The 23,948-nt window shown below is 73.7% G+C and carries 21 protein-coding genes; 6 read left to right on the plus strand and 15 right to left on the minus strand.

Annotated features, from left to right (window positions below; all coding sequences use genetic code 11):
* From UWG_RS30130 to UWG_RS0115560, 4 genes are all read right to left on the minus strand, one after another.
* On the minus strand, positions 1-339 hold a 339-nt coding region (locus UWG_RS30130), incomplete at its 3' end, for an ROK family protein (protein ID WP_157838560.1).
* A gap of 303 nt (positions 340-642) precedes the next feature.
* Positions 643-1,452 carry an ATP-binding cassette domain-containing protein gene (locus tag UWG_RS0115550; protein WP_016908146.1) on the minus strand — a complete coding sequence of 270 codons (810 nt, stop codon included), beginning with the start codon at positions 1,450-1,452 and terminating at the stop codon, positions 643-645.
* Positions 1,449-2,522, minus strand: a complete 1,074-nt coding sequence (locus tag UWG_RS0115555; RefSeq protein ID WP_016908147.1) for an ABC transporter permease — start codon at positions 2,520-2,522, stop codon at positions 1,449-1,451. Before UWG_RS0115555 ends, UWG_RS0115550 begins: the two co-directional genes overlap by 4 nt.
* The gene (locus tag UWG_RS0115560; RefSeq protein WP_078495664.1) at positions 2,519-3,535 is read right to left on the minus strand and encodes a substrate-binding domain-containing protein; all 1,017 of its coding nucleotides are present in this window, start codon (positions 3,533-3,535) and stop codon (positions 2,519-2,521) included. The genes UWG_RS0115555 and UWG_RS0115560 overlap by 4 nt, the downstream gene beginning before the upstream one ends.
* A gap of 431 nt (positions 3,536-3,966) precedes the next feature.
* Here UWG_RS0115560 and UWG_RS0115565 point away from each other — a divergent pair, with 431 nt between their 5' ends.
* Positions 3,967-4,953 carry a Gfo/Idh/MocA family protein gene (locus UWG_RS0115565; RefSeq protein WP_016908149.1) on the plus strand — a complete coding sequence of 329 codons (987 nt, stop codon included), beginning with the start codon at positions 3,967-3,969 and terminating at the stop codon, positions 4,951-4,953.
* A 1-nt stretch (position 4,954) separates the two neighbouring features.
* Here UWG_RS0115565 and UWG_RS0115570 read toward each other — a convergent pair whose 3' ends face one another.
* The 4 genes from UWG_RS0115570 to allB all read right to left on the minus strand — a co-directional run bounded on the left by UWG_RS0115570 (position 4,955) and on the right by allB (position 9,620).
* A complete protein-coding gene (locus tag UWG_RS0115570; RefSeq protein WP_016908150.1) occupies positions 4,955-6,160 on the minus strand; it encodes a cytochrome P450 family protein in 1,206 nt (401 codons plus the stop codon).
* 368 nt (positions 6,161-6,528) lie between these two features.
* Positions 6,529-6,954 (minus strand): guanyl-specific ribonuclease, encoded by a 426-nt coding sequence (locus UWG_RS0115575; protein WP_016908151.1) that lies wholly within the window; start codon positions 6,952-6,954, stop codon positions 6,529-6,531.
* Positions 6,955-7,089: 135 nt separating this feature from the next.
* Positions 7,090-8,262, minus strand: coding sequence for an allantoicase (gene alc / locus UWG_RS0115580; protein ID WP_016908152.1), 1,173 nt, complete (start codon positions 8,260-8,262; stop codon positions 7,090-7,092).
* A complete protein-coding gene (gene allB, locus UWG_RS0115585; RefSeq protein WP_016908153.1) occupies positions 8,259-9,620 on the minus strand; it encodes an allantoinase AllB in 1,362 nt (453 codons plus the stop codon). The genes alc and allB overlap by 4 nt, the downstream gene beginning before the upstream one ends.
* Before the next feature lie 219 nt (positions 9,621-9,839).
* Between allB and UWG_RS0115590 the strand changes: the two genes are divergently transcribed.
* Positions 9,840-10,673 carry an IclR family transcriptional regulator gene (locus UWG_RS0115590; protein ID WP_193386456.1) on the plus strand — a complete coding sequence of 278 codons (834 nt, stop codon included), beginning with the start codon at positions 9,840-9,842 and terminating at the stop codon, positions 10,671-10,673.
* Between the two features lie 51 nt (positions 10,674-10,724).
* Here the strand turns inward: UWG_RS0115590 and UWG_RS0115595 are convergent, their stop codons facing one another.
* Positions 10,725-11,054 (minus strand): DUF5955 family protein, encoded by a 330-nt coding sequence (locus UWG_RS0115595; RefSeq protein WP_016908155.1) that lies wholly within the window; start codon positions 11,052-11,054, stop codon positions 10,725-10,727.
* A 249-nt stretch (positions 11,055-11,303) separates the two neighbouring features.
* A complete protein-coding gene (locus tag UWG_RS0115600) occupies positions 11,304-13,151 on the minus strand; it encodes a serine/threonine-protein kinase (protein ID WP_016908156.1) in 1,848 nt (615 codons plus the stop codon).
* 86 nt (positions 13,152-13,237) lie between these two features.
* Between UWG_RS0115600 and UWG_RS0115605 the strand changes: the two genes are divergently transcribed.
* On the plus strand, positions 13,238-13,873 hold the full coding sequence (locus UWG_RS0115605; RefSeq protein WP_016908157.1) for a nucleotidyltransferase family protein: 636 nt from the start codon (positions 13,238-13,240) through the stop codon (positions 13,871-13,873).
* A 23-nt stretch (positions 13,874-13,896) separates the two neighbouring features.
* Here the strand turns inward: UWG_RS0115605 and UWG_RS0115610 are convergent, their stop codons facing one another.
* Positions 13,897-14,880, minus strand: a complete 984-nt coding sequence (locus UWG_RS0115610; RefSeq protein ID WP_016908158.1) for a tellurite resistance/C4-dicarboxylate transporter family protein — start codon at positions 14,878-14,880, stop codon at positions 13,897-13,899.
* Between the two features lie 3 nt (positions 14,881-14,883).
* Positions 14,884-16,290: a sugar porter family MFS transporter gene (locus tag UWG_RS0115615; protein ID WP_016908159.1), complete on the minus strand. Its 1,407-nt coding sequence runs from the start codon at positions 16,288-16,290 to the stop codon at positions 14,884-14,886.
* A 381-nt stretch (positions 16,291-16,671) separates the two neighbouring features.
* Here UWG_RS0115615 and aceB point away from each other — a divergent pair, with 381 nt between their 5' ends.
* Positions 16,672-18,300 carry a malate synthase A gene (gene aceB, locus UWG_RS0115620; protein ID WP_016908160.1) on the plus strand — a complete coding sequence of 543 codons (1,629 nt, stop codon included), beginning with the start codon at positions 16,672-16,674 and terminating at the stop codon, positions 18,298-18,300.
* Between the two features lie 52 nt (positions 18,301-18,352).
* On the opposite strand, the gene UWG_RS0115625 is transcribed toward aceB, so the two are convergent.
* The 3 genes from UWG_RS0115625 to UWG_RS0115635 all read right to left on the minus strand — a co-directional run bounded on the left by UWG_RS0115625 (position 18,353) and on the right by UWG_RS0115635 (position 22,014).
* Complete coding sequence (locus UWG_RS0115625) at positions 18,353-19,882, minus strand: YfcC family protein (RefSeq protein WP_016908161.1); 1,530 nt, start codon at positions 19,880-19,882, stop codon at positions 18,353-18,355.
* Positions 19,879-21,291, minus strand: a complete 1,413-nt coding sequence (locus UWG_RS0115630) for a M20/M25/M40 family metallo-hydrolase (protein WP_016908162.1) — start codon at positions 21,289-21,291, stop codon at positions 19,879-19,881. The genes UWG_RS0115625 and UWG_RS0115630 overlap by 4 nt, the downstream gene beginning before the upstream one ends.
* A 138-nt stretch (positions 21,292-21,429) precedes the next feature.
* Positions 21,430-22,014 (minus strand): TetR family transcriptional regulator, encoded by a 585-nt coding sequence (locus tag UWG_RS0115635; protein WP_016908163.1) that lies wholly within the window; start codon positions 22,012-22,014, stop codon positions 21,430-21,432.
* Positions 22,015-22,107: 93 nt separating this feature from the next.
* Between UWG_RS0115635 and UWG_RS0115640 the strand changes: the two genes are divergently transcribed.
* Positions 22,108-23,229, plus strand: coding sequence for an ABC transporter permease (locus UWG_RS0115640; protein WP_016908164.1), 1,122 nt, complete (start codon positions 22,108-22,110; stop codon positions 23,227-23,229).
* The gene (locus tag UWG_RS0115645; RefSeq protein ID WP_016908165.1) at positions 23,226-23,906 is read left to right on the plus strand and encodes an ABC transporter ATP-binding protein; all 681 of its coding nucleotides are present in this window, start codon (positions 23,226-23,228) and stop codon (positions 23,904-23,906) included. Before UWG_RS0115640 ends, UWG_RS0115645 begins: the two co-directional genes overlap by 4 nt.
* Positions 23,907-23,948: the final 42 nt, after the last annotated feature.

A 23,948-nucleotide genomic window follows, 5' to 3' on the forward strand; every position in this document is an offset into this window, starting at 1 on the left:
GGCGAGATGGGGCGCGAAGAGGACGCGGGAGCGGTCGGCGTCGACCCAGCCGGCCGCGCCGATGCCGACGGCGTGGACGTCGTGCCGGTCGGAGAGGTCGAGGACGAGTTCGGCGATGGTGTCCTCGACGACCTTGGGGCTCTTCGACTTCTCGGGCGTCTCGGCGCGGGCCTGCTCCAGGATGGTGCCGTCCGCGTCGACGACGCCGGCCATCACCTTGGTGCCCCCGATGTCGATGCCGACGGTCGGCACCCGCGGCGCCGAGTGCGGGGAGCGCCGCTCGCGCGTGGAGACGGTGCGCAGGACGCTGGCGCTGCTGCCCGAGCGCCGGCGGTACACGCGCTCGGTGCGGGTCGGATAGTAGCCCTCACTGCTCACTCGGCCACCTCCTCGCGCTGCTCGCCCGGTCTGCGCGGGTCAGTGGTCTCGCTGCGGTGGGGGCTGCGCAAGAGTCCATCCCGTCTCTGCGTGGTCGCGGTCTCGGGCCTTCCCGGTGCCGGCCGCCGGACGGGCCGGCTCCCCGGGACGCCGCGCCGATTCTGCCTCACCGCTGGACGGGGGCGCTCGGCGGAACCCACCGTACCGCCACGGGACCGCCCCGCGGACGCTCTCCGCCACGGGCCCGGGGGCGCCGCGGCCGGCTCAGCGCTGGAGTTCGTGGCTGAGCTGCTCCAGCTCGCTGCCGCCGGCCATCTGCCGCACGAGCTCCTCCAGCTCCAGCTCGTCGCGGTGGTGGCTGCCGGCCATCGTGCCGCGCTTGAGCAGGACGAAGCGGTCCCCCACGAGGTACGCGTGGTGCGGGTTGTGGGTGATCAGGACCACACCGAGTCCGGCGTCCCGCGCGGCGGCGACGTACTTGAGGACCACGCCCGACTGCTTGACGCCGAGCGCCGCCGTCGGCTCGTCGAGGACGAGGACCTTGGCGCCGAAGTGGATCGCCCGGGCGATCGCGACGGACTGGCGCTCGCCGCCGGAGAGGGTGCCGATCGGCTGGTCGACGTCGCGCAGGTCGATGCCCATGCGCAGCAGCTCGCTGTGGGTGGTGGCGCGCATCCGCGGAACGTCGAGGCGGCGCAGCGGGCCGCGGCCCGTGGTGAGTTCGGAGCCGAGGAAGAAGTTCCGCCAGACCGGCATCAGGGAGACCACGGCGAGGTCCTGGTAGACGGTGGCGATGCCGCGGTCGAGCGCCTCGCGCGGGGAGGAGAGCGAGGTCTCCTCCCCCTGGACACGGAAGCCGCCCGCGTCGTGCCGGTGGAGCCCTGAAACGATCTTGATGAGCGTGGACTTGCCCGCGCCGTTGTCGCCGAGCACGCAGGTGATCTCGCCGGGGTGCACCTGGAGCGAGACGTCGGTGAGCGCCTTGATGTGGCCGTAGTACTTGCTGACGGCGTCGAGTTCGACGAGCGGCGGGGTGGCCGCCGCCTCGCTCTTCGCCCCGTCCTCGGCGGTCATCGGCTCGCCTCCGCGCGCTTGCGAATCCACAGGTTGAGCAGGGTGGCCAGCAGCAGCATGGCTCCCAGGAAGAACTTGAACCACTCCGGGTTCCACTGGGCGTAGACGATGCCCTTGCTCGTCATGCCGAAGATCAGGGCGCCGACCGCGGTACCCACCGCGGAACCGTAGCCGCCGGTGAGGAGGCACCCGCCGATCACCGCGGCCGCGATGTAGATCAACTCGTTGCCGACGCCCTCGCCCGACTGCACGACGTCGTAGCTGAAGAGCAGGTGCTGCCCCGATATCCAGGCGCCGAGGCCGACGGCCATGTAGAGGCCGATCTTCACCCTGGGGACGGGGACGCCGAGCGCCCGCGCCGCCTCGACGCCACCGCCGACCGCGAAGATCCAGTTGCCGACCCGGGTGCGCAGCAGCACCCAGGTGGCGAGCGCGACGAGCACCAGCCACCAGACCACGGTGATCTGGAGGTCCACGCCGCCGATCGAGAGCTGCGAGGCGAAGAGCGCCCTGGCCGACTCGAACCCCTCCATGTCGGAGATGCCCTTGGTGGAGACCGTGCCGCTGATGAGCTTGGTGAGGCCCAGGTTGAGTCCGGTGAGCATCATGAAGGTGCCGAGCGTGATGATGAAGCTCGGCAGCCCGGTGCGCGTGAGCACGACGCCGTTGAAGAGCCCGATGGCGAGGGTCACCAGGAGCGAGACGCCGACACCGACCCAGGCGTTCGCCGTCATCTGGTAGCTGAACATCGAGGAGACGAGCGCCGAGGAGGTCACCATCACGCCCGTCGAGAGGTCGAACTCCCCGCCGATCATCAGCAGCGCTACCGGCACCGCCATGATGCCGATCGTGGACGAGGCGTAGAGCACCGTCGAGAGGCTGGAGGCGCGGAGGAAGCTGTCGGCGAAGAACGCGAAGAAGACGAAGACGGCCACGGCGCCGACGACCGCGCCGAGTTCGGGCCGTCCCAGCAGGCGGCGGGCCAGGCCCTTGCGCTCGGGGACGGCCGCGGGCCGCGACGGCTGCGTGCCCTCCGCGGGGTCCGCGGCCGGTGGCGCGGTGCCGCTCATCGGGTGCCTCGCTTGGTGTACTCGCGCAGTTCTGCGGCGTCGTCCTTGGTGAGGACCTGCGGTCCTGTGAGGACGGGCTCGCCGCCGCCGAGCATGTCGGCGTTGTAGCGGTAGAGCCAGAGCAGGTCGACGGCCTCGTACCCCTGCAGGTAGGGCTGCTGGTCGACGGCGAAGCCGATGCTGCCGTCCTCCAGCCCTTCGGCGACCTTGTCGTTGAGGTCGAAGGTGTCGACCTCGGCGTCGCTGCCCGCGTCCTCGGCGGCCTGCGCGGCCGTCGGCGCGAAGGGGGCGCCGAGGGTGACGACGGTGTCGAGGTCCTTGTCCGACTGGAGCTCCGCCTCGATCGACGACTGCACGTTCGGCATGTTGGTGCCGTCGACGTAGAGGTTGTCGAGCTTCCCCTCGAAGGTCTCCCCGACGCCGCGGCAGCGCTCCTCGTGGCCGACGTTGCCCTGCTCGTGGAGGACGCAGACGGCCTTCTTCCGGCCGCGGTCGTTGAGCTCCTCGCCCACGGCCTCGCCGGCCTTCACCTCGTCCTGGCCGATATGGGTCAGGGCGCCGAAGGACTCCGACTCGTCCTGACCCGAATTGATGGTGACGACCGGGATGCCCGCCTTGACCGCCTTCTTGACGGCCTTCTCCATGGCGGACGGCTTGGCGAGGGTGACGATCAGGCCGTCGACCTTCTTGTCGATCGCCGCCTGGACGAGCTGGGCCTGGCGCCCCGCCTCCTTGTCGTGCGAGTAGAGGAACTCGATGTTGTCCTTGGCCGCCGCCTGCTTGGCGCCGCTCTGCACGATGTCCCAGTAGGTGTCGCCGTCTCCCGAGTGCGTCACCATGGCTATCTTCCAGCGGGGCGTGTCCACGTTGGCCTTGCCCGAGGCGCCCTGCGCCCGCTCCTCCTCGGCGCGCTTGCCGCCGGTGCTGCTGCACCCTGCCAGCCCCACCGCGAGGACGAGCACCGCCGCCGCGACGCCGGCCGCCCTCCTGCGGGCCCTGCCGGACCTCTTCACGCTGGCCACGCTTCTCCTGCCCTCCTACGGGTACTGCTCGGTGTGGGCCCCCGGCCCCAGGTGCGGCGCCCCGGAAGGGGTCTTCGGTCCGGCGCCGCGGGCGAGCCTCGCACAAGTATCCGTCACCGCTGCCCGCGGGGCGTCCGCGGGCCCGCGCCGGGTGAGATACGACGCACAAGGCAGCGCGCACGCTGCGGTGTTCACCCCCTGCCCACGTCGGCGCACCCGGCTCCGGGCGGAGGCCGGCACGGTCGCGAGCTGCGCGCCCGCGGCCATGGCGGAGTTGTAGCGGCGGTCGGCGGGCGCGTCAATGGGCGGGAGGGCGGCTGCCCCCGCGCGCGGGGAGCGGGCGGGGCGCGCGGCGACGCGGACATTCCCTGCTTCCCGGACAAACGGTTGACACCGACCGAGGGGGCCCGCAGCGTGGCGCCATGCGTATCGGACTCGTCGGCGTCGGCCGGATCGGCAGCTTCCACGCGCACACGCTCGCGGCGCACCCCGAGGTGACGGAGCTGGTCGTCGCCGACCTGGACCCCGCGCGCGCCGCCCGGACCGCGGCGGCGCTCGGCGCCACGCCGGTGGCGGGTCCGGCGGAGCTGCTCTCGCTCGACGTGCACGCGCTCGTCGTCGCGGCGGCGACCGACGCACACGCCGAGCTGGTCACCGCCGCGGCCGAGCGGGGCCTCCCGGTCTTCTGCGAGAAGCCCCTCGCGCGCGAACTCGGCGGCACCCGGGCCGTGTTGGCGTCGGTCGCCCAGGCGGGGACGCTCCTCCAGGTCGGCTTCATGCGCCGCTTCGACGCCGGCTACCTCGCGGCCCGCGAGGCGCTCCGCGCCGGCCGCCTCGGCCGGCTGCACACCGTGCGCGCCGTCACCTCCGACCCGGCCCCGCCGCCAGACGCCTACCTGCCGCTCTCCGGCGGACTCTTCCGCGACTGCCTCGTCCACGACTTCGACGCGGTCCGGTGGCTCACGGGCCGGGAGGTCGTCTCCGTCCAGGCGGCGGGTTCGGACGCGGGCCCGCCGGCCTTCCGCGCCGCCGGCGACGTCGACACCGCGGCCGCCCTCCTCACCCTCGACGACGGCACCCTGTGCACGGCCACCGCCACCCGGGTCAACGGCGCGGGGTACGACGTACGGATGGAACTCGCGGGCGAGAAGGACCAGTTGGCGGTCGGACTCGACGCGCGCACGCCGCTCGCCTCGGTCGAGGAGGACAGCCCCGTCCGCAGTGGGAGCCCCTGGCTCGGCTTCCTCGACCGCTTCGCGCCCGCGTACCGCGCCGAACTCCGCGCTTTCCTGCGGGCGGTGCGCGGCGAGGTGCCCAACCCGTGCCCGGGAGAAGAGGCGTTGGCGGCTTTCCGGGTCGCCGACGCGTGCGAGGTCTCCCGGCGGGAGGGGAGGCCCGTGGCGCCCTGACTCAGCCGAGGCGCACGGGAAGCTGCCGCGGGCCGCGCAGCAACGTGCCCGTACGCCAGGAGAGTTCGGACGCCGGTACGTCGAGCGCCAGGTCGGGGATGCGCGCGAGGAGCGTCGTCACGGCAGTGCGGGCCTCTAGGCGTGCGAGCGGGGCGCCGAGGCAGAAGTGGGCACCGTGGCCGAAGGCGAGGTGGCCGCCGGTGTCCCGGTGGATGTCGAACTCGTCGGGGTGCGGGAAGTGTTCGGGGTCGCGACCGGCCGAGGCGAGGCCGACGCAGACCACCTCGCCCGCGGGGATGACCGTGCCGTCGTCGAAGGGGACCGGCTCCGTCGTGAACCGGGGGATCGAGCGCGCGACGGGCCCCTCGAACCGCAGCGTCTCCTCGACGGCGGCCGCCACGAGCGAGGGGTCCGCGCGCACCTGGGCCAACTGCTCGGGGTGCTGGAGCAGGCAGAGCACGGTGCTGGTGATGAGGTTGACGGTCGTCTCGTACCCGGCGACGAGCAACAGGTTGGCCATGCCGAGGAGTTCCACGCCGGTGATGAGCGACTCCTCGCCGTCCTCCCGGGAGGCCGCCTCGAGCAGGGCGCCGAGCAGGTCCTCCCCTCCGGCCGAACGCTTCGCGTCGACGAGGCGGGCGAGGAACGCGTGCAAGTCCTCGGACATGGCTGCTGCTTCCTCCGGGTCCGTGGACTCCAGCACGCCCGAGGAGAGGCGCCGGAAGGTCTCCCGCTCCAGGAAGGGGACGCCGAGGAGCTCCGCGATCACAGTGATCGGAAGGGGGAAGGACAGCGCTTCGACCAAGTCGACGCGTCCTCGCGGCCCTTCGGCGAGCGTCCCGACGAGCCCGTCGACGATCTCCTGCACCCTGGGCTCCAGGCCGCGCACCCGGCGCGCCGTGAACTCCTTCGCGACCAGGCGGCGCAGCCGGGTGTGGTCGGGGGCGTCGAGGGAGAGCAGGTTGTCGTCGAACCGGCGGGAGCCGTCGAGTCCGGGGCCGTCCACCTCGGGGACACGGCGCGGATCGTTGATGAGGCGCGGGTCGTTGAGCGCGTTCCGCGACGCCTCGTGGCCGACGATCAGCCAGCCGTCGAAGCCCTCGGTGAACCGGACGCGGTGCGCCTGCCCACCGGCGAGCAGGCTGCTGAAGAGGGGGTGCGGGTCGCGTACGAACGCGTCACCGTGTGCGTGCAGGTCGACGGGCAAGGTTCCCTCCACCGGGTCGGGGCATCGATCGCGTCGGGCGCATCCCGAATGCACGGGTCACGCGGGGAGTTGCCCTGCGGGAGGTGGAGGCATGCGCAACCCGGCGCGCAGATGGGCGTGTTCGAGCCACAGGGGCGGCAACTGCCGGTACTTCAGCGGTGGCACGCCCCTCCGCCTCGACCGGGAGGACCCGCGTGCCCGGCTGGGCACGCGGGTCCCGGTGCGCGGGACCGCGCGGCGGTGGGGGTCACCGCGCGGCGTCCGCGCGCCTCGCCGGGGCCGCCGCCGCCTGCCCGCGGGGAGACGGGCGCACGGCAGCGACGGGCCGCCGGAGGCTGCTCCCGTGCCCGCAGCACGGGTTCGGCCGATCAGCAGGAGTGGTCGACGAGGTCGAAGGACTCGTAGTGGTCGGAGGTGTAGTAGTCCTCCTCCTCTTCTTCGCCCGTGACGATGCGGCGGGCGCCGCGGTCGTCGGAGCCGGGGGTCTCCACGGTGTACTCGTGGTAGTAGCCCGTGTCCTGGTCCGGGAGGATGCCCTCGCGGTTCTCGAAGACCGTGCCGTCCTGCGGGTACGGGTAGGGGCCGCCCTGCTCGATGAGGTCGAGGGTGTCGTGGGCCTCGGCCGGGAGGTCGGAGTGGCAGATGTCGCCGACGGCGGCGGGTGCGACGGCCGTTGCGGCTGCGGGCGCCGGTGGCGCCGCGGTCGCCGTGGCGAGAGCGGGACCGCCGGCGAGGAGCGCGGCGGTGAGGGCACCGAGCGCGCCTAGGCGCGCGATTCGTGGGGGGAATCTCATAGCCCCCATGGTGACGCGCGTAGATGACGTGTCAACGCCAACTCCCCCATATTTTCCTGATGTTCACACGCCCGAGTGGCATGCGTGCGCGGTCCGCGCCCCCCTCGGGCGCGGACCGCACGGCATCGCTCCTCGTCAGCCCGCAGCCTCCCGGTGCCGCGCGGCGAGTTCTGCGGCGCCGTGTTCCGTGAGGGAACCGTGGAGACGCAGGCGGCCGACGCCGCCGTCGGGGAAGATGTCGAGCCGCACCCGTACGAGCGGCCCCACCGGCTCGGGGAGCAGGAAGCGGTGGACGGTGTCCGGCTGGAGCGGCGTCCGCGGCAGCAGCGGCCGCCACTCGCAACTTCCGGACTCCGCGGGCGAGTCGGCGCCGTGGAGCGCGACCCAGCCGGCCGCGTTGCCGCGCAGCTCGCCGGTGTCCAGCTCGATCGCGCGCACCCGGGCCTCCCCCGCGAGCGCGTAGTCGATCCAGTCGTGCCCCTCGTCCCTGCGCCGCCTGGTCTCCCAGCAGTCGGCCATGCCGCTCGGCCGGCCGGGGCGGAGGGTGTTGGCGGGCGAGGAGAAGAACCGGTCGGAGGCGTCGAGGACGCGGCCGCCGTGCTCCTGCGCCAGCACGTCGAAGGTGCCGAGCGCGGTGAGCCACGCGGGCTCGGGGAGCACCACGCCGTGCACGCGCAGCCGGGCGACGCCGCCGTCCGGGTACTGGGTGAGCCGCAGGTGCGTGAACCGGCGCGGGGAGGAGACGGCGAAGCCGTTGGCGGCGTGCCCCGTGACCGGGGTCCGCGGCACCAGCGTCGTCCAGACGGTGCCGGGGTCGCCGAGCTCCTCGGGGCCCGGTGTGCCCGGGAGTCGGGCGCCTTCTACGGAGACGCTCTGCGGGTTGTTGCCCCTGAAGTGCGCCGTGTCGACGACGACGCCGCGCACCACGCCAGGGGTGCCGAGCCGGATCAGCGCGGTGTCGCCCTCGCCGGGCTCCGGATGCGGCGCGGTGGCCGAGCCGCCCCTGCGCCTGCGGGTCTCCCAGCCGTCCATCGACTTGCCCTTGGGGCCGAAGAGGTCGGGGTCGAACTCGGCGCGCCCCGGGCGCAGCAGCCGCTCCCGCTCGGCGAAGAACTCGTCGGACGCGGCGACGACCGTGCCGCCGAGGCCCGCGTCCGCGAGGTCGGGGAGGTGCTGGAAGGGGAAGCCGCCGGCGGGTGCGCGGTAGTCCGCGTACGGGTCGCCGCCGGCGTACGGGACGGCCGGCGCGGTGAACTCGGAGGAAGGGGCCGCCTGTCGGTCTCCGGGGCGGGTCGGTGCCGTGGTCATGAACGTCCTCTCTCGATCAGCCTTCCGGTGGGCTCCCCCGTCCGGCCGTGTGCGGAGATGCGGCGCCCGCGCAGCCACGTCGAGGTGACGACGCCTTCGAGGGTGCGGCCCGCGTACGCGGTGACGGGGTTGCGGTGGTGGAGTCGTGCGGGCTCGACGGTGAAGGTCTCCTCGGGGGCGAGGACCACGAAGTCGGCGTCCATGCCGGGCGCGACGGCCCCCTTGCGCGCGAGCCCCGCGACGGCTGCGGGGCCGGTCGACATCCAGCGGGCGACGTCGTCGAGCCCGTGGCCGCGGCGGTGCGCCTCGGTCCAGACGGCGGGGAGCCCCAGTTGGAGCGAGGAGATGCCGCCCCAGGCGCTGCCGAAGTCGCCGTCCTTGAGCTCGGGGGTGCACGGGGAATGGTCGGAGACGATGCAGTCGAGGACACCCGCGCCGAGCCCCCCGTCCCAGAGCGCGTCGCGGTTGGCGGCGCCGCGGATGGGCGGGCAGCACTTGAACTCCGTTGCGCCGTCGGGGACTTCCTCCGCCGTCAGGGTGAGGAAGTGGGGGCAGCTCTCGGCGGTGACCGGTACGCCCTCGGCCCGCGCGGCGGCGAGGAGCGGCAGCGCGCCCGCCGAGGAGAGGTGGAGGACGTGGACCCTGGTGCCGTGGCGCCGCGCCAGGCGCAGCAGCAGCCCGATCGCCTCTTCCTCGGCCGCCGGCGGGCGGGAGGCGAGGAAGCCGCCGTAGCCGGGCCCGTGCGGCCGCGGCGCGTCGCCGAGTGCGGTGGGGTCCTCCGCGTGGACGATCAACAGCCCGTCGAACGCGGCGATTTCGGCGAGCGCGGCGTCGAGCCCGGCGGCGTCGAGCTCGGGGAACTCCTCGACCCCGGAGGGCGAGAGGAAGCACTTGAAGCCGAAGACGCCGGCGTCGTGGAGTCCCCGCAGCTCGCCGAGGCTCTCCGGCACGGCGCCGCCCCAGAACCCCGTGTCGATGTGGACCCTGCCTTCCGCCGCCGCCTGCTTGGTGCGCAGGTGCGCCGTACTCACCGTCGGCGGGAGGGAGTTGAGCGGCATGTCGACGAGGGTGGTGACGCCGCCGGCCGCGGCCGCCCTCGTCGCCGTGGGGAACCCTTCCCACTCCGCGCGCCCGGGGTCGTTGACGTGCACGTGCGTGTCGACGAGCCCGGGCAGGAGCGCGTCCTCGCCGAGGTCGACCAGCTCGGCGCCGGCCGGGACGGGCGCGTCGTAGGAGAGGACGGCGGCGATGCGCTCCCCCGTCACGGCGACGGCCGCGGGGCGCACACCCCGCGGCGTCACCACGCGTGGGGAGCGCAGCACCAACTCGGCTTCGCCGTCCCAAGGTTGCTCCTGCACCCGACACCTCCCGGTGCTCGGTCGAGAGCAGCGCCCCGCCGGAGCGGCCGCGTCGCGTCCGGTCGAGACCTGCGGCTTCAACGATCTGTTGAAGGCATCCTGAGACCACTCCCGTCGGGCGTCAACACCGCGCCCCGCGCCCGTCGGTGGGAACGCGGAAACCGTCGGCCGGACGCGGAGCCCGTCGGGCAGGACCCGGCGGACGCGGCGCCCGGTACCATGCGCACACCCCGCAGAAAGGAACGCGCCTTGCCGCCGTCCGCCGAACACCAGCCAACGGCCCCTGCCGCTCAGGGCGGCGTCCAGTCCCTGGAGCGGGCCTTCGACCTGCTGGAGCGGATGGCCGACGCCGGGGGCGAGGTCGGGCTCAGCGAACTCGCCTCGCTGAGCGGCCTCCCGCTGCCCACCATCCACCGGCTGATGCGCACCCTCGTCACCAGCGGCTACGTCCGTCAGCAGCCCAACCGCCGCTACGCGCTCGGCCCGCGGCTCATCCGGCTCGGCGAGAGCGCGGCGCGGCTCCTCGGTACCTGGGCGCGGCCCTATCTCGCCAGGCTCGTCGAGGAGACGGGCGAGACGGCCAACATGGCGCTCCTCGACGGGGACGAGGCCGTCTACGTCGCGCAGGTGCCCTCGCGCCACTCGATGCGGATGTTCACCGAGGTCGGCCGGCGGGTGCTGCCGCACACCACGGGCGTCGGCAAGGCGCTCCTCGCCGAGGCCCCGGAGGCGGAGGTGCGCGCCCTGCTCGACCGCACCGGCATGCCGGCGGCGACCGAGCGAACCCTCACCACGCCCGAGGCGTTCCTCGACGCCCTCGCGACGGTGCGCGCCGACGGTTACGCCGTCGACGACAACGAGCAGGAGCTGGGCGTCCGTTGCCTCGCCGTCCGCGTCCCCGACTCCCCCACCTCGGCGGCGATCTCCATCTCCGGCCCCGCCGGGCGCCTCACCGACACGGCGACGGAGAAGTACGTACCGCTGCTGCGGACCGTCGCGGCCGAACTTTCCGCGGCCATCGCCACCTCGGGCGCGGAGGCCCCGCGCGGCTGAGCGCGGCCCCGACACCCGTACGGCAAGGGGCGGTTGGGCGCGGTCCCGCGGCTACTTCCGGCGGCGGGGCGCCGGTTCGCCGAAGAGTTCGACGGCGCGGCGCAGCTCGCCCAGCGGTTCGGCGAGTGCGCTCAGGGAGCCCAGCGCCGCGGTGAGCAGCAGCAACGACGTCCGCAGCGCGCGCACTTCGGGCGCCCCCGAGCGCACCATGGCGCGGACCGCGTCGAGTTGGTCCTCGGCCACACCGCGGTCGCATAACTCCGGCTGGTACGCGTCGAGTTCGGCGCGCAGCCGGACGGCCGCGCCCCTCAGCGCCGAGACGCGCGGATCTTCCTGGCGGCTCGCCCCCGACGACCGCTGCCCCACGGTTCTGCTGCGCACGCTCTCTCCCCACCGAACGGCACGCCCCGCGGTATTCGGAGGCTGCCTCCCCTGCTCCTCCGTGCTCCCCTCACCACGCCCCGGGAAGCCGCCGCCTCCCCGGCCGGGTCAGAACAGTAAACGCCAAGCACGACGAGGACGCCACACGGAGGACGCGATTCCCGTGCGGAGCGCACAAGTCGGAGAGCGGCGGCGGGACGGCCGTGCGCCGCTCCGGCAGCCGCGCTTCCCGAGCGGCGTCACCGCAGCTCAGGGCCCTTCCGTCGGCTCTTCCTCGCTCACGTCGAGCGCGTTGCGCCACACCGTCAGGTCGAGCTTGACGTACGTGCTGGGGTCGGAGTCGGGTGAGGTGCCGCGGAAGGTGACAAGCCCCACATGGCCGGCGCCGTTGAGGACGCAGATCCGCGCGCCCTTGGAGAGGCTGCGGAGTTCGACGCGCTGCGCGAACCTCGTCTCGGAGCGGCAGGTGCGGAGCGTCGGGGGCTGTTCGTCGTCGAGGAGCACCAGCTTGTTGCTGTCGGCGGTGCCGAGGCGGTCGAGCTCCGTCTCGTAGGCGACGTCCTCGCGGTCGTCCGGCGAGTCGGAGGGGCGCACCGGGCGGTCGGCGAAGGCGAGGTGGTAGTCGTCCGGCAGGTTGAGGCCGTCGTACTCCTCCGGCTTCGGGACCGGGCGCGGGCGGACCAACTGCGAGGGCTCCGCGCCCGGTCGGGGCACGCGGGCGCCGGGCTCCGCGCCGCCGCCACCGCTGCCGGCCGCGGTGTCGGGAGAGCCGGCGGGGGGCGAGGGGGCGGCGCCAGGCGCCGAGTCGCCGCCGTCGCCGGTGAGTTCGGCCGCCGTCGCCGCACCGCAGGCGAAGGCGAGGACGACGATCGCCACTGTGCGGGCGCTCCGCGACCGCAGCCCCCGCACCAAGCGCTTGAGGCGCCCGGCTTCGCCGTCCGGGCAGGCCGGCGGCGCAGGCGCGAACTGCCCCGAGGGCCCGGACGGTTGCGCCGGCCAAGGCCCGGGGAGCGGCGGGCCGAACCCCATCGGCGGCGTCTGCGCCAGCCCCGCGGTGTCCGCGTCGGAGTGCGGTCCGAAGCCCGCCGCCGGACCGAAGCCGGTGCCGAAGGGCGGTGCGTGGCCCGCCGGTTCGCCCGGTACGGCCCGCTGGCCGGGGAGCGGCGCGGTGGGGCCGGACACGGGGACGGCGGCGCGGGAGACGATGTCCGCGGCCACGGGAGCGGGCAGCCAGTCCTCCACTCGGCGCAACTGCGTCGAGTCGGCCGCCTCGCGGCAGATGCCGATCACCTCGGGCACCGAGGGCCGGCCCTCCGGGTCCTTGCGGAGGCAGCCCTCGGCCAACGTCCGCAGTTCCGCGGGGAGCAGGGAGAGCTCGGGCTCCTCGTGGACGATGCGGTAGAGCACGCCGTGCGAGGCGCCCTCGCCGAACGCCGGCCGGCCGGTCGCCGCGTAGACGGCCACCTGCCCCAGCGCGAAGACGTCGGTCGCCGCGGTGACCGGCCGGCCGGCCGCCTGCTCGGGCGCCATGAACGCGGGCGTGCCGACGGCGACTCCGCTGCCGGTGAGCGCCGTCGCGTCGGCGGCCCGCGCGATGCCGAAGTCGATGACACGGGGCCCGTCGGCGGCGAGGAGCACGTTGGAGGGCTTGAGGTCGCGGTGGACGACGCCGGCGCCGTGGATCACGCCGAGCGCCTCGGCGATCCCCGCGACGAGCAGGAGCGCGGTGTCCACGGGCAACGGCCCGTACGTACCGACCGCCGCGCCGAGCGGGGGCCCCGGCACGTAGGCGGTGGCGAGCCACGGCACCGGGCCCTCGGTGTCGCTGTCGATCACCGGAGCCGTGCAGAGACCCTGCACCCGCTGCACGGCCTGCACCTCGGAGCGGAACCGGCGCCGGAACTCCGGGTCCTGGGCGAACTCCGGCCGGATCACCTTGATCGCCACGGGGCGTCCGCCAGGGGTGTACGAGAGGTAGACCTTGCCCATCCCGCCGGCGCCGAGGCGCGCCCTGATCCGGTAGCCGGCGACCGTCCGCAGGTCGTCCCGGTCCAAGGGCGCGAAAACCCCCGCGCCGCCCGCTGCACTCGCCGTCACGCTGCTCCCCGTTCCGTGTGTGAAGGGACGGCGCTGCTTTGCGCCGCCCCGCACGGCCGACGGGGACCGCCCCGTACCCTGGCGCCGTGCTGCACCAGGAGAACGACCCGACTCGCTCCCCCGTCACCGGCGTACTGCTCGCGGCCGGGGGCGGCGCCCGGCTGGGCGGGCGCCCCAAGGCGCTCCTCCCCTACCGCGGCGCGCCCCTCGTCGAGCACGCGGTCCGGGCGCTCCTGGACGGCGGGTGCGGGCGCGTCTGCGTGGTGCTCGGTGCCGCGGCCGCGACGGTCCAGGCGCGGGCCCGGCTCGACGGTGCCGAGGTCGTGGAGAACCCCGACTGGGCCGCGGGGATGGGCGGTTCGCTGCGGGTCGGCCTCGCTGCCGTCTCCGGGGAGCGGCCCGGCGGGGTCGCGGCTGCGGAGAGCGGCGCCGCGCTCGTCGTGCTCGTCGACCAGCCGGGGGTGTCCGCGCTCGCCGTCGCCCGGGTGCGGGCCGCGTACGAGGGGCCGCACTCGCTCGCCTCCGCCGCCTACGGCGGGCGCAGGGGGCACCCCGTCCTCCTCGGGGCCGCGCACTTCGCCGGGGTGGCCGCCGCTGCGGAGGGCGACAGGGGCGCCCGCGCGTACCTGCGGCGGCACCCTCCGCTGCGCGTCGAGTGCGGCGACGTCGGAGACCCGGCCGACATCGACACCCCCGAGGACCTCGCCCGCCTCGACGACTGAACCCGGCGCGCACCAGGCCGTGTTCAGCCGGCGGGCGTCCGGAAGGCGGCGCGGGTCGCCCCCGCCGCCGTGAGGAACCACACGACCACGGCGACGAGGAGGAGCAGCCGGCCCGCCTCGGTGAGCGCGTCGAACGCCGTGAGTGGGGACAGGGGTGCGGTGTTGAGCGTCGCCACCGCCGTCATGCCGAGCGGGAAGACGGTCGCCCAGCGGCGGGTGTCGTACCGCGGGCGCGACCACCCGATCTCGGCGACGACGAGCACCGCGTACCAGACGAAGACGGCGGCGAGCAGCGCGAACGTGACGACGCGGAGCCACGCGTGCGGCCACCCGGTCCAGGCTCCGCCCGGCCCGGCGGCGTCGGTCAGCTTGGCGGCCGCGAGCGCGGAAATGGCGAGGGCGCCGCACGCCATCCAGTGGTCGCCCTCGCCCTTGCGCAGCTCGGAGAAGTCGAAGTGGGCCAAGACCGCTGCGTAGAGGGCGAGTCCGAGCACGAAGGCGCCGAGCGCGAGCCACAGCAGCCAGGTGCTGCCGTGCTGCGCCGGCCGGAGCGTGGCGGCGAGCACGGCGAGGGATTGGGTGGCGACGCAGGTCAGGTAGGCGGCGCCCGGCACGCGGCGCGCGGTGTGGCGCACGGCGGCCGGCAGCAGCACGACCCAGAGCACCGCGGAGAGGGCGAGGAGCACCCACGCCACCGTCCGGAAGTCGGCGAGCGCGCACCGGACGCCGAGGACACCGGTGCCGGCGACGCCGGTGAGCGCGCTCACCTTCCGCGCCTCGGCGAGCCACCTGCGGCGGTGGCGGACGAACCGCACCAGCATGACGGCAGCCACGGCGACCCACACCGCGGCGCCGACGGCGAAGAGCGCGGCGGAGAGCACCTCGAACCCCACGAGCAGGCAGCCCGTCGAGACGATGCCGGTCGCCATCACCACCGCGCCGTCGAGGGGTTGGACACGGCCCCAGGGCGGACCGGCGCCCTCGTCGTGGTCCAGCCCGTCCGCCATCCGTCAACCCTTCCGGCCGGCGAACCGCTGCTGGAGCCCGCGCGCCACCTCGTCCGGGCTCTCGCCGCGCGTCTCCGGAACGTACCGCAGGACGAAGAAGAGTCCGGCGAGGCAGATGGCGCCGAAGATCCAGAACGTCTCGCCCTGGCCGATGACCCCCGCGACGGGCAGGAAAAGGAGGCCGACGACGAAGTTCGACGCCCAGTTGACGGCGGTCGCCGCGCCGGAACCGGCGGCGCGGACGGTGGGCGGGAACACCTCGCCGACGAGGACCCAGAAGATCGGCCCCAACCCGCCCGCGTAGACGGCGATGTAGGCGACCATGAACAGCAGGGAGAGTTCGGGGCTGAGGCCGATCACGAAGGAGAGGCCGAGGAGCGCCATCGTCACGGTCATCCCGCCGAGCGAGGCGACGAGGAGGAAGCGTCGGCCGACGCGGTCGACGAGGCGCAGCGCCACGACCGTCATCAGCAGGTTGATGAGGCCGATGAAGACGGAGTAGAAGATCGAGTTGGAGGCGCTGAGCCCGGTCTTCTCGATCACCGAGGGCGCGTAGTAGATGATCGTGTTGATCCCGCCGAACTGCTGGATGGCGGCGAGGACGAGACCGACGACGAGCGCGGGGCGGACCTGCTTGCGGGCCAAGTGCCGCCAGCCGCCCTCGTCTTCGTCCCCGAGGTGCCCGCCCGACTCCTCGGTCGCCTGCTGGATGCTGTCGACGAGTTCGTCGGCCTGCTTCTCGCCCATCACCCTGCGGACCACCCGGCGCGCCTCGTCCGCGCGCCCCTGGGCGAGCAGCCACGAGGGCGACTCGGGCAGCACCCACAACGCCCCCGCGATGAGGACGGCGGCGGGCACGAAGCCGACCGCGAACATCGCCCGCCAGTCTCCGGCACCGGCGAAGACGAGGTTGACGAGGTAGGCGATGAGGATGCCGCCCGTGATGAAGAGCTGGTTGAAGCTGAGGGTGCGTCCGCGGATGGCGTTCGGGGAGAGTTCCGAGAGGTAGATGGGCACCGTGGCGGAGGCGCCGCCGATGGCGAGGCCGAGGACGAGGCGTCCGGCGAGGAGCATCCAGTAGTCGATGGCCGCGACGGCGATCAGGGTGCCGATCGCGAAGACGACGCTCTCGAAGAGGAGGGCGCGGCGACGGCCGATCCGGTCGGCGAGGCGCCCGGCGGAGAGCGCCCCGATCATCGCGCCGATGAGGAGGATGCTGACGACGGTGCCCTGTTGGAAGGAGTTGAGGGCGAAGTCGTGCTTGACGAAGAGGAGGGCGCCGGAGATGACCCCGGTGTCGAAGCCGAAGAGGAGGCCGCCCAGCGCGATGAGGAGCGCCCATCCGTAGACGCGTCCCTTGCGGGTGGGGACGGGCTCCTCGGCTCCGGCCTCCTCGGAATTGCCCTGCACGCGACCGCCTCCTGCGCTCTTCCGCGGCGCGCACCTGCGACCGCCACCGCTCGACTATGGGGCAGCGACGCGGGGACGGGCCCGAACGACATGCTGTGTACGGGTGAGTTGCGTACGCGGAGCTGCCCCGTCGCGCGCGTGCCCGCGGGCCGAGGGCGTTGCCAACTCCCCCCCGCATCGGTGGAGAGTTCACCTCACGGAACAGGAGAAATGCGCTGGTCCCCCGTGCGGCGGGAGCGAGGAGCCGCCGAGTTGCCGCACCCCGTTGAAGTTCCGCTATAAGAAAACTACTCTCCACTTTCCAGAACTCCGCCGGAGTTGGCCCTCCGGCGCCCAGCCCACGCACACCCGCACCGCCCGCCGGCCGAAGGAGTCCTCACCATGCCCGCAACCGAGCGCCCGCTCCCGGAGCTCACCGGTATCGACCCCGCGCACCGCCCGGAGCGGCAGGACGAGGTGCTGACCCCCGAAGCCCTGGCCTTCCTCGGCGAACTCCACCGCCGCTTCACCCCCCGCCGCGACGAGCTCCTGGCGCTGCGCGCCGAGCGCCGCGACGAACTCGCCCGCACGGCAACGCTCGACTTCCTCCCCGAGACCGCCGCCGTGCGCTCCGGCGAGTGGCAGGTGGCCCCCGCCCCCGAGGCGCTCCAGGACCGGCGGGTGGAGATCACGGGCCCCACCGACCGGAAGATGACGATCAACGCACTCAACTCCGGCGCCCGCGTCTGGCTCGCCGACTTCGAGGACGCCTCGGCCCCCACCTGGGGCAACGTCATCGGCGGCCAGCTCAACCTGATCGACGCCTATGAGCAGCGCATCGACTTCACCGACGAGAACTCCGGCAAGTCCTACGGGCTGCGCCCCGCCGAAGAGTTGGCGACGGTCGTCGTCCGGCCCCGCGGCTGGCACCTCGACGAGCGCCACCTCACCCTCGACGGGCGCGCACTCCCCGGCGGCCTCGTCGACTTCGGCCTCTACTTCTTCCACAACGCCCGGCGCCTGCTCGACCTCGGCAAGGGCCCCTACTTCTACCTGCCGAAGACCGAGTCGCACCTCGAAGCCCGCCTGTGGAACGAGGTGTTCGTCTTCGCGCAGGAGTACTGCGGCATCCCGTACGGGACCGTCCGCGCCACCGTGCTCATCGAGACGATCACCGCGGCGTACGAGATGGAGGAGATCCTCTACGAACTCCGCGACCACGCCTCGGGGTTGAACGCCGGGCGCTGGGACTACCTCTTTTCCATCGTGAAGAACTTCCGCGACGCGGGCCCCTCCTTCGTCCTGCCCGACCGCAACTCCGTGACGATGACGGCGCCTTTCATGCGCGCCTACACCGAACTCCTCGTCCGCACCTGCCACAAGCGCGGGGCCCACGCGATCGGCGGCATGGCCGCGTTCATCCCCAACCGCCGGGACCCGGAGGCGAACGAGCAGGCGCTGGAGAAGGTCAGGAACGACAAGGACCGCGAGGCCCACGACGGCTTCGACGGCTCGTGGGTCGCCCACCCCGACCTCGTGCCCGTCGCCCGCGCCTCCTTCGACGCCGTCCTCGGCGACCGCCCGCACCAGAAGGACCGCCTGCGCGAGGACGTCGACGTCAAGGCCGCCGACCTCATCGCCGTCGACTCGCTCGACGCGCGGCCCACCTTCGCCGGGCTCCGCAACGCCGTGCAGGTCGGCATCAGGTACACCGAGGCGTGGCTGCGCGGCCTCGGCGCCGTCGCCATCTTCAACCTCATGGAGGACGCGGCGACCGCGGAGATCTCCCGCTCCCAGCTCTGGCAGTGGATCAACGCGGGCGTCGTCCTCGACGACGGCAGCACCGTCACGCGCGACCTCGTGCGGCAGGTCGCCACCGAGGAACTCGCCGCGATCCGCGAGGAGGCGGGCGAGGAGGCGTTCGCGGCCGGTGCCTGGCAGCAGGCGCACGACCTGCTGCTCGACATCGCCCTCGCCGAGGAGTACACCGAGTTCCTCACCCTTCCGGCGTACCAACTCCTGGAAGGCTGAACCGTATCGGCCGTCCGTGCGGGGCAACGCACCCCGTGCGGACGGCTGTTGCTCACTCCACCCACGCCCCCACCGCGACGAACCCGCAGACCAGCGCGGCGAGGATCGCCAACAGCGGCCACACGAACCGGATGTAGCGGTCGTAGCCGACCCGCGCGAGCGAGAGGCCGCCCATGATCACGGCGGTGGTCGGTACCCAGAGGTTCATCCAACCGCTCGCCGCGGTCCAGGCCGTGACGGCGAGCGCCCGCGAGACCCCCGCGAAGTCGGCGAGGGGCGCGAGGATCGGCATCGCGAGGGTGGCGTGCCCCGACGTCGAGGGGATGAGGAACGCAAGGGGCAGGTTGACGACGTAGACCATGATGCCGAAGAGCGCGGCGGGGGTGCCCGAGACGGCGCCCTCGACCGAGTGGAGCACGGTGTCCGTGATCTGCGCGTTGTTCATCAGGACGGTGACGCCCCGCGCGAGCATGATCACCAGCGCCGGTGAGACGAAGTCGGCCGCGCCCCGCACCAGGGTATCGGTGAAATGGCGCTCCCCCATCCTCGCGAGGAAGCCGACCACGATCGAGGCGAGGAAGAAGAGCGCCGCCAACTCGGGGAAGGACCAGCCGAGTTCGAAGCGGTACGGCGCCGCGTCCGCGCGTCCCGTCAGCACGCTCGACCACGGGATCACCGAGTAGACGAGGGCCCCGAAGGCGAGCGCGGTGGCGGCGAGGACCACCCGGTGCCGCGGCGTGAGCGGCGGCGGCTCCTCCGTCCCACCACGCTCGGCCCGCTCCCGGTCCCCCGGCCGCCACCCCGAGAGCGAGCGCCCGGGCACGGCACGCACCCGCCGCGCGTACCGCACGACGAAGGCGATCGTCACGGAGGTGAAAACGACCCACATCGCCCCGCGGAGCACGATCCCGTCGCCGATCGAGATGCCGGCGGCGGAGGAGGCGACGCCGGTGGCGAAGGGGTTGACCGTGGAGCAGAGGACGCCGGCCCCCGAGCCGAGGAGGATGGTGCCGGCCGCGGTCATCCGGTCGTACCCGAGGGCGAGCATCAGCGGGACGACGAGCCCGTAGAAGCCGAGCGTCTCCTCCGCGAACCCTTCGACGGTGCCGAGGAGCGAGAAGACCGTCATCACCCCGGCGACGAGCACCGCGCCCCGCCCGCGCAGCCGGTGTGCGAGCCGGCCGATGCCGCGGTCCAGCGCACCGGTGGCGAAGACGACGGTGATGAAGGCGCCGATGGCGAGGACGAAGAGGAACACCCCTGCGCTGCCGTAGAGTTCGCCGGTCGCGTCGGGCGAGACCTCGCCCGTCCTGGTGTCCTGCACCCCGTAGAGGCCGTTGACCGGCGCGAGGAAGAGCTCCCGCAGGCGGTCGGCGAAGCTGAGACCGGCCTCGGTACGGTGGTAGGTGCCCTGCTCGGGAGCGCCGTCGGCCGTGCGCCGATAGCTGCCGGAGGGAACGACGAAGGCGAGCGCCCACACCGCGAGGGTGACGACGGCGAGCACCGTGAGCGCGCTGGGGAACCTCAACGTGCCGTCTTCCGCGGGGAGTTCCTCCTGTGCGCGCTCGGGCTCCGCGCTCACGCGTCGGCCTCGCGGGCGGCGCGGAAGGACGCGGCGTACTCGCGGAAGAAGACCGCCTCCGCGAGGACGGCGGCGCGCAGTTCGGAGTAGAGGACGCGTTCGTTGGGCCCGTGGAGGCCGGAGAGGTTGTCCTCGGCGCCGAAGAGGAGGATCTCGGCGCCGGGCACGGCCGTTGCCAGGCCGTTGACGAGCGGGATGGAGCCGCCCGTCGCCGCGTGCACGGGCGCGGTGCCCCACGCGACGCGGAGCGCCTCGTCGGCGGCGCGGTAGGCGGGGCCGCCCGTGGGCGCCTCGAACCCGGGTCCCGCGTCGCCCGGCGTGACCTCCAGGCGGACGCCGAACGGCCGTTGGTCACGCAGGTGGCGGACGACGGCGCCGAGCGCCTCGTGCGGGTCCTGACGCGGATGCACCCGGAGGTTCACCTTGGCGCGTGCGTACGGGACGACGGCCGAGGCGGCGTGCTCGACGCCGGGCGCGTCGACGCCGGTGACGGTGAGCGCGGGGCCGCTCCACAGCCGTTCGCCGAGCCCGCCGGTACCGAGGAGCGGCGTCCCTTCGACCACGCCGGCGCGGGCGCCGAACTCTTCCTCGGTCAACGCGCCGTCCGGCCACGCCTCGCGGTGCAGGCCCCCGACCGCGACGTCTCCGTGCGCGTCGTGGAGCGTGGCGAGGGCGTGGAGGAGTGCGAGCAGCGCGTCGGGGGCCGCGCCGCCGTACTCGCCGCTGTGCACCGCGCTTTCCAACGTCCGTGCCTCGACGGTGAGTTCGGCGACGCCGCGGAGCGCCGTCGTAAGGGTGGGCGTCCCCGGCCGGATGCTGCCGGTGTCGGCGACGACCATCGCGTCGCAGGCGAACCGCTCCGGTTCCGTGGCCGGGTAGGTGTCGAAGGCGCTGCCGTACTCCTCCTGCCCCTCGAAGACGATCCGCACGCCGACCGGCGGTCGCCCGGAGAAGGCGCGCACGGCGCCGAGGTGCGCGATGAGGTTCGCCTTGCAGTCGGCGACGCCCCGTGCCCGCAGACCCGCACCGTCCTCCGTCTCGGTGGGCTCGAAGGGCGGCGAGCGCCACAACTTGCCGTCGCCCGGGGGCTGTACGTCGTAGTGGGCGTAGAGGAGGACGGTCGGTGCGCCGGGATCCGGAGGCGGGATCTCGGCGGTGACGAGCGGCGCCGTGTCGGGAAGGCGGAGCTCGCCGACGGCGGTGGCGCCGGCGTCGCGAAGGAGCGCGGTGACGGTGTCCCGCGCTTCGAGGACGGGGGCCTCCGGGTAGCCGGGGAAGGCGATCGACGGGATCGACGCCAACCGCCTCAGATCGCCGACGAGTTGGCTCATCAGTCCGTCGACGACGGCCTCCAGCGGGTCGGGGCCCGCCGCGCCCGCTGACCGGGCGGGGTGCGCGGACTCGGGCATGGGTCTCCCTGGCGCTCGCGGGTGCGGTTGGCCCTTGCGGGCCCGCGCAGCATATCGGGCATAATCGCCAAATACCTCTTCAACCGGACACCGTCACCGGTGAGAGCGAACCGGGCGCACCGTCCGCGCGAGAGGAGTTCAGCCGGCGAGGCCCCGTACGGCGGCGACCGCGAGCGTCTCGGCGCGGTCGGCGACGCCGTCGTAGTCGTCCCCCGACTCCAGCGCCTTCGTCGCCGCGTTGACGAACCCCTGCAGGAGCTGCGCCGTGCGCCGCGGTTCCGTGTCGCCGAGCTCGCCGAGCGCCTCGACGAGCGGCGCGAGGATCTCGCGGTGGGCGAGGTCGGCGCCGGCACGCAGGACGGCGGCGTCCCGCTCGCCGGCGAGCGCCCGGGAGATGCGGTGCTCGCCGTCGCGAACGAGCTCCAACTGGGCGCGGACGTACGCCGCCACGCACGCGTCGGCACCGTCGGCCGCGTCCATCGCCTCGCGGATGCGGGCGACCCAGCGCGGGGCCGACTCCTCGACCACGGCGGCGAGGAGTTCCCCGCGGCCCGAGAAGTACTTGTAGACGCTGTTGCGCGCGAGGCCGGTGCGCTCGGCGACCGAACGGAAGGTGACGCGCGCCGCGTCCCCCTCCTCCAGCAGTTCGCGCGCCGCGTCGACGAGAGCGCGGCGCTGCTGGGCCCGGTGGTCGCTGACGGAGGCTGCGGAGATCTTCGGCACCGGACCAGTGTAGGAAGCCACCCCAGTTGGGGACACCGTGTCGCCATGACATACGTTGGCGACACCGTGTCCCCAACTTTGAAGGGAACGACCGTGTTCCTCGCCCTCCTGGAAATCCGGGCGGCCCGTGGGCGGTTCCTGCTGATGGGCAGCGTCGTGATGCTCGTCGCCGCGCTCGTCGGGATCGTCTCCGGGTTCACCACCGGACTCGGGAACGACACCGTCTCCGCACTCCGCGCCCTCCCCGCAAGCCACGTCTCCTTCTCCTCCGACGCCGAGTCCGACCAGTTCGACCGGAGCCTCGTCGACCGCAAGGCCGTCGGCTCCTGGCAGCAGGAGGACGGCGTCGAAGAGGCGGCGCCGCTCGGCGTCAGCATCACCCGCGGCACCACCGACCGCGGCGTCGACGTCGACCTGGCGGCCTTCGGCCTGGAACCCGGCTCCTTCCTCGCCCCCGAGTCGACCGACGGGCGCCCCGTGGGCACCTCGCAGAACGGCGTCGTCGTCTCGCAGCAACTCGTCGACGAGGGCGTGCGGATCGGCGACACGATCACCATCGACCGACTCGGCGTCGAACTCCCCGTCGACGGCGTCGCGGGCCCCGACTCCTACGGCCACGTCCCCGCGGCGTACGTCCCGCTCGAGACCTGGCAGCAGGTGCGGTTCACCACGCCGGGGACCGACCCGGACAGCAGGCCCGTCGACCAGTTCAGCGGCGTCGCGCTGAAGGCGTCCGACGGCGAGGACGCCGACTTCGCCGCGGCCGACGAGCGGCACGGCGCCCGCACGCTGCCGAGGGAGAAGGTCCTGGAGGCGGCACCCGGCTACAGCGGCGAGCGCGTGACCATGACCTCGATCCAGGTCTTCCTCTTCCTCATCGCGCCGCTCGTCGTCGGGGCCTTCTTCGCCGTCTGGACGGTGCAGCGCGGACCCGAACTCGCGCTGCTGCGGGCGATGGGGGCCTCCCGCGCGAAGCTGCTCTCGCACAGCGTGCTCCAGGCGGCGACCGTCGTGGTCTGCGGCACGGCCGCCGGCGGGCTCGTCGCGCTCGGCGTCGGCGCACTCGTCGGCGGCGCCGTGCCGTTCAGCCTCCCGGCCTCCTCACTCGGGACGACCCTCCTCGCCGTCGCGGTCGTCGGCCTCGCCGGGACCGCACTCACCCTGCGCCGCGTCACCGCGCCCGACCCGCTCACGATGCTGGGAGCCAACCGTTGAGCCTCGTACTCACCGACGTCACCGTCTCGCTCGGCACCGGTGACACCCGCACCACCGTCTTCGACCGCTTCTCCGTCACCTTCCGGGACGGCGAAACCACGGCGCTCGCCGGTCCTTCGGGCTCCGGCAAGTCCACGCTGCTCGCCGTCGCCGGTGCGCTGCTCACCCCCGGGTCCGGCTCCGTCCGCCTCGGCGAGCAGGAGTTCGGCGGACTCGGCGACGCGGAACGCGCACGGCAGCGGCGGAAACGCGTCGGGTACATGTTCCAGAGCGGCAACCTGCTCTCCGCGCTCACCTCGGTCGACCAACTCCTCGCGGCGGCCTACATCGCGGGGCTGCGGCCGCGGAAGCTTCGAAAGCAGGCCGTGGAGGCGCTCGAAGCCGTCGGGCTCGGGCACCGGTTGCGGCACAGGCCGGAGCAGCTCTCCGGCGGCGAGCGGCAGCGCGTCGCGCTCGCGCGGGCGCTCTTCCTCAAGCCCGAGCTGCTCCTCGTCGACGAGCCCACGGCGGCGGTCGACCGCACTCGGGCCGGCTCCCTCACCGACCTGATCACCGAGCAGACGCACCTGCACGGATGCGTGACGCTCGTCGCGACGCACGACCCGGTCGTCGTCGAGCGCGCCGACCGGACCGTCGACATGGCGGAGAGGCCGGCACGGGCCGACAGCGGGTCGTGAAGGGGCCGGGCGCCAACCCGTCGGAGCGGCCGGCGGGTTGGC

The sequence above is a fragment of the Streptomyces xiaopingdaonensis genome, assembly GCF_000262345.1.
Classification (GTDB): domain Bacteria; phylum Actinomycetota; class Actinomycetes; order Streptomycetales; family Streptomycetaceae; genus Streptomyces; species Streptomyces xiaopingdaonensis.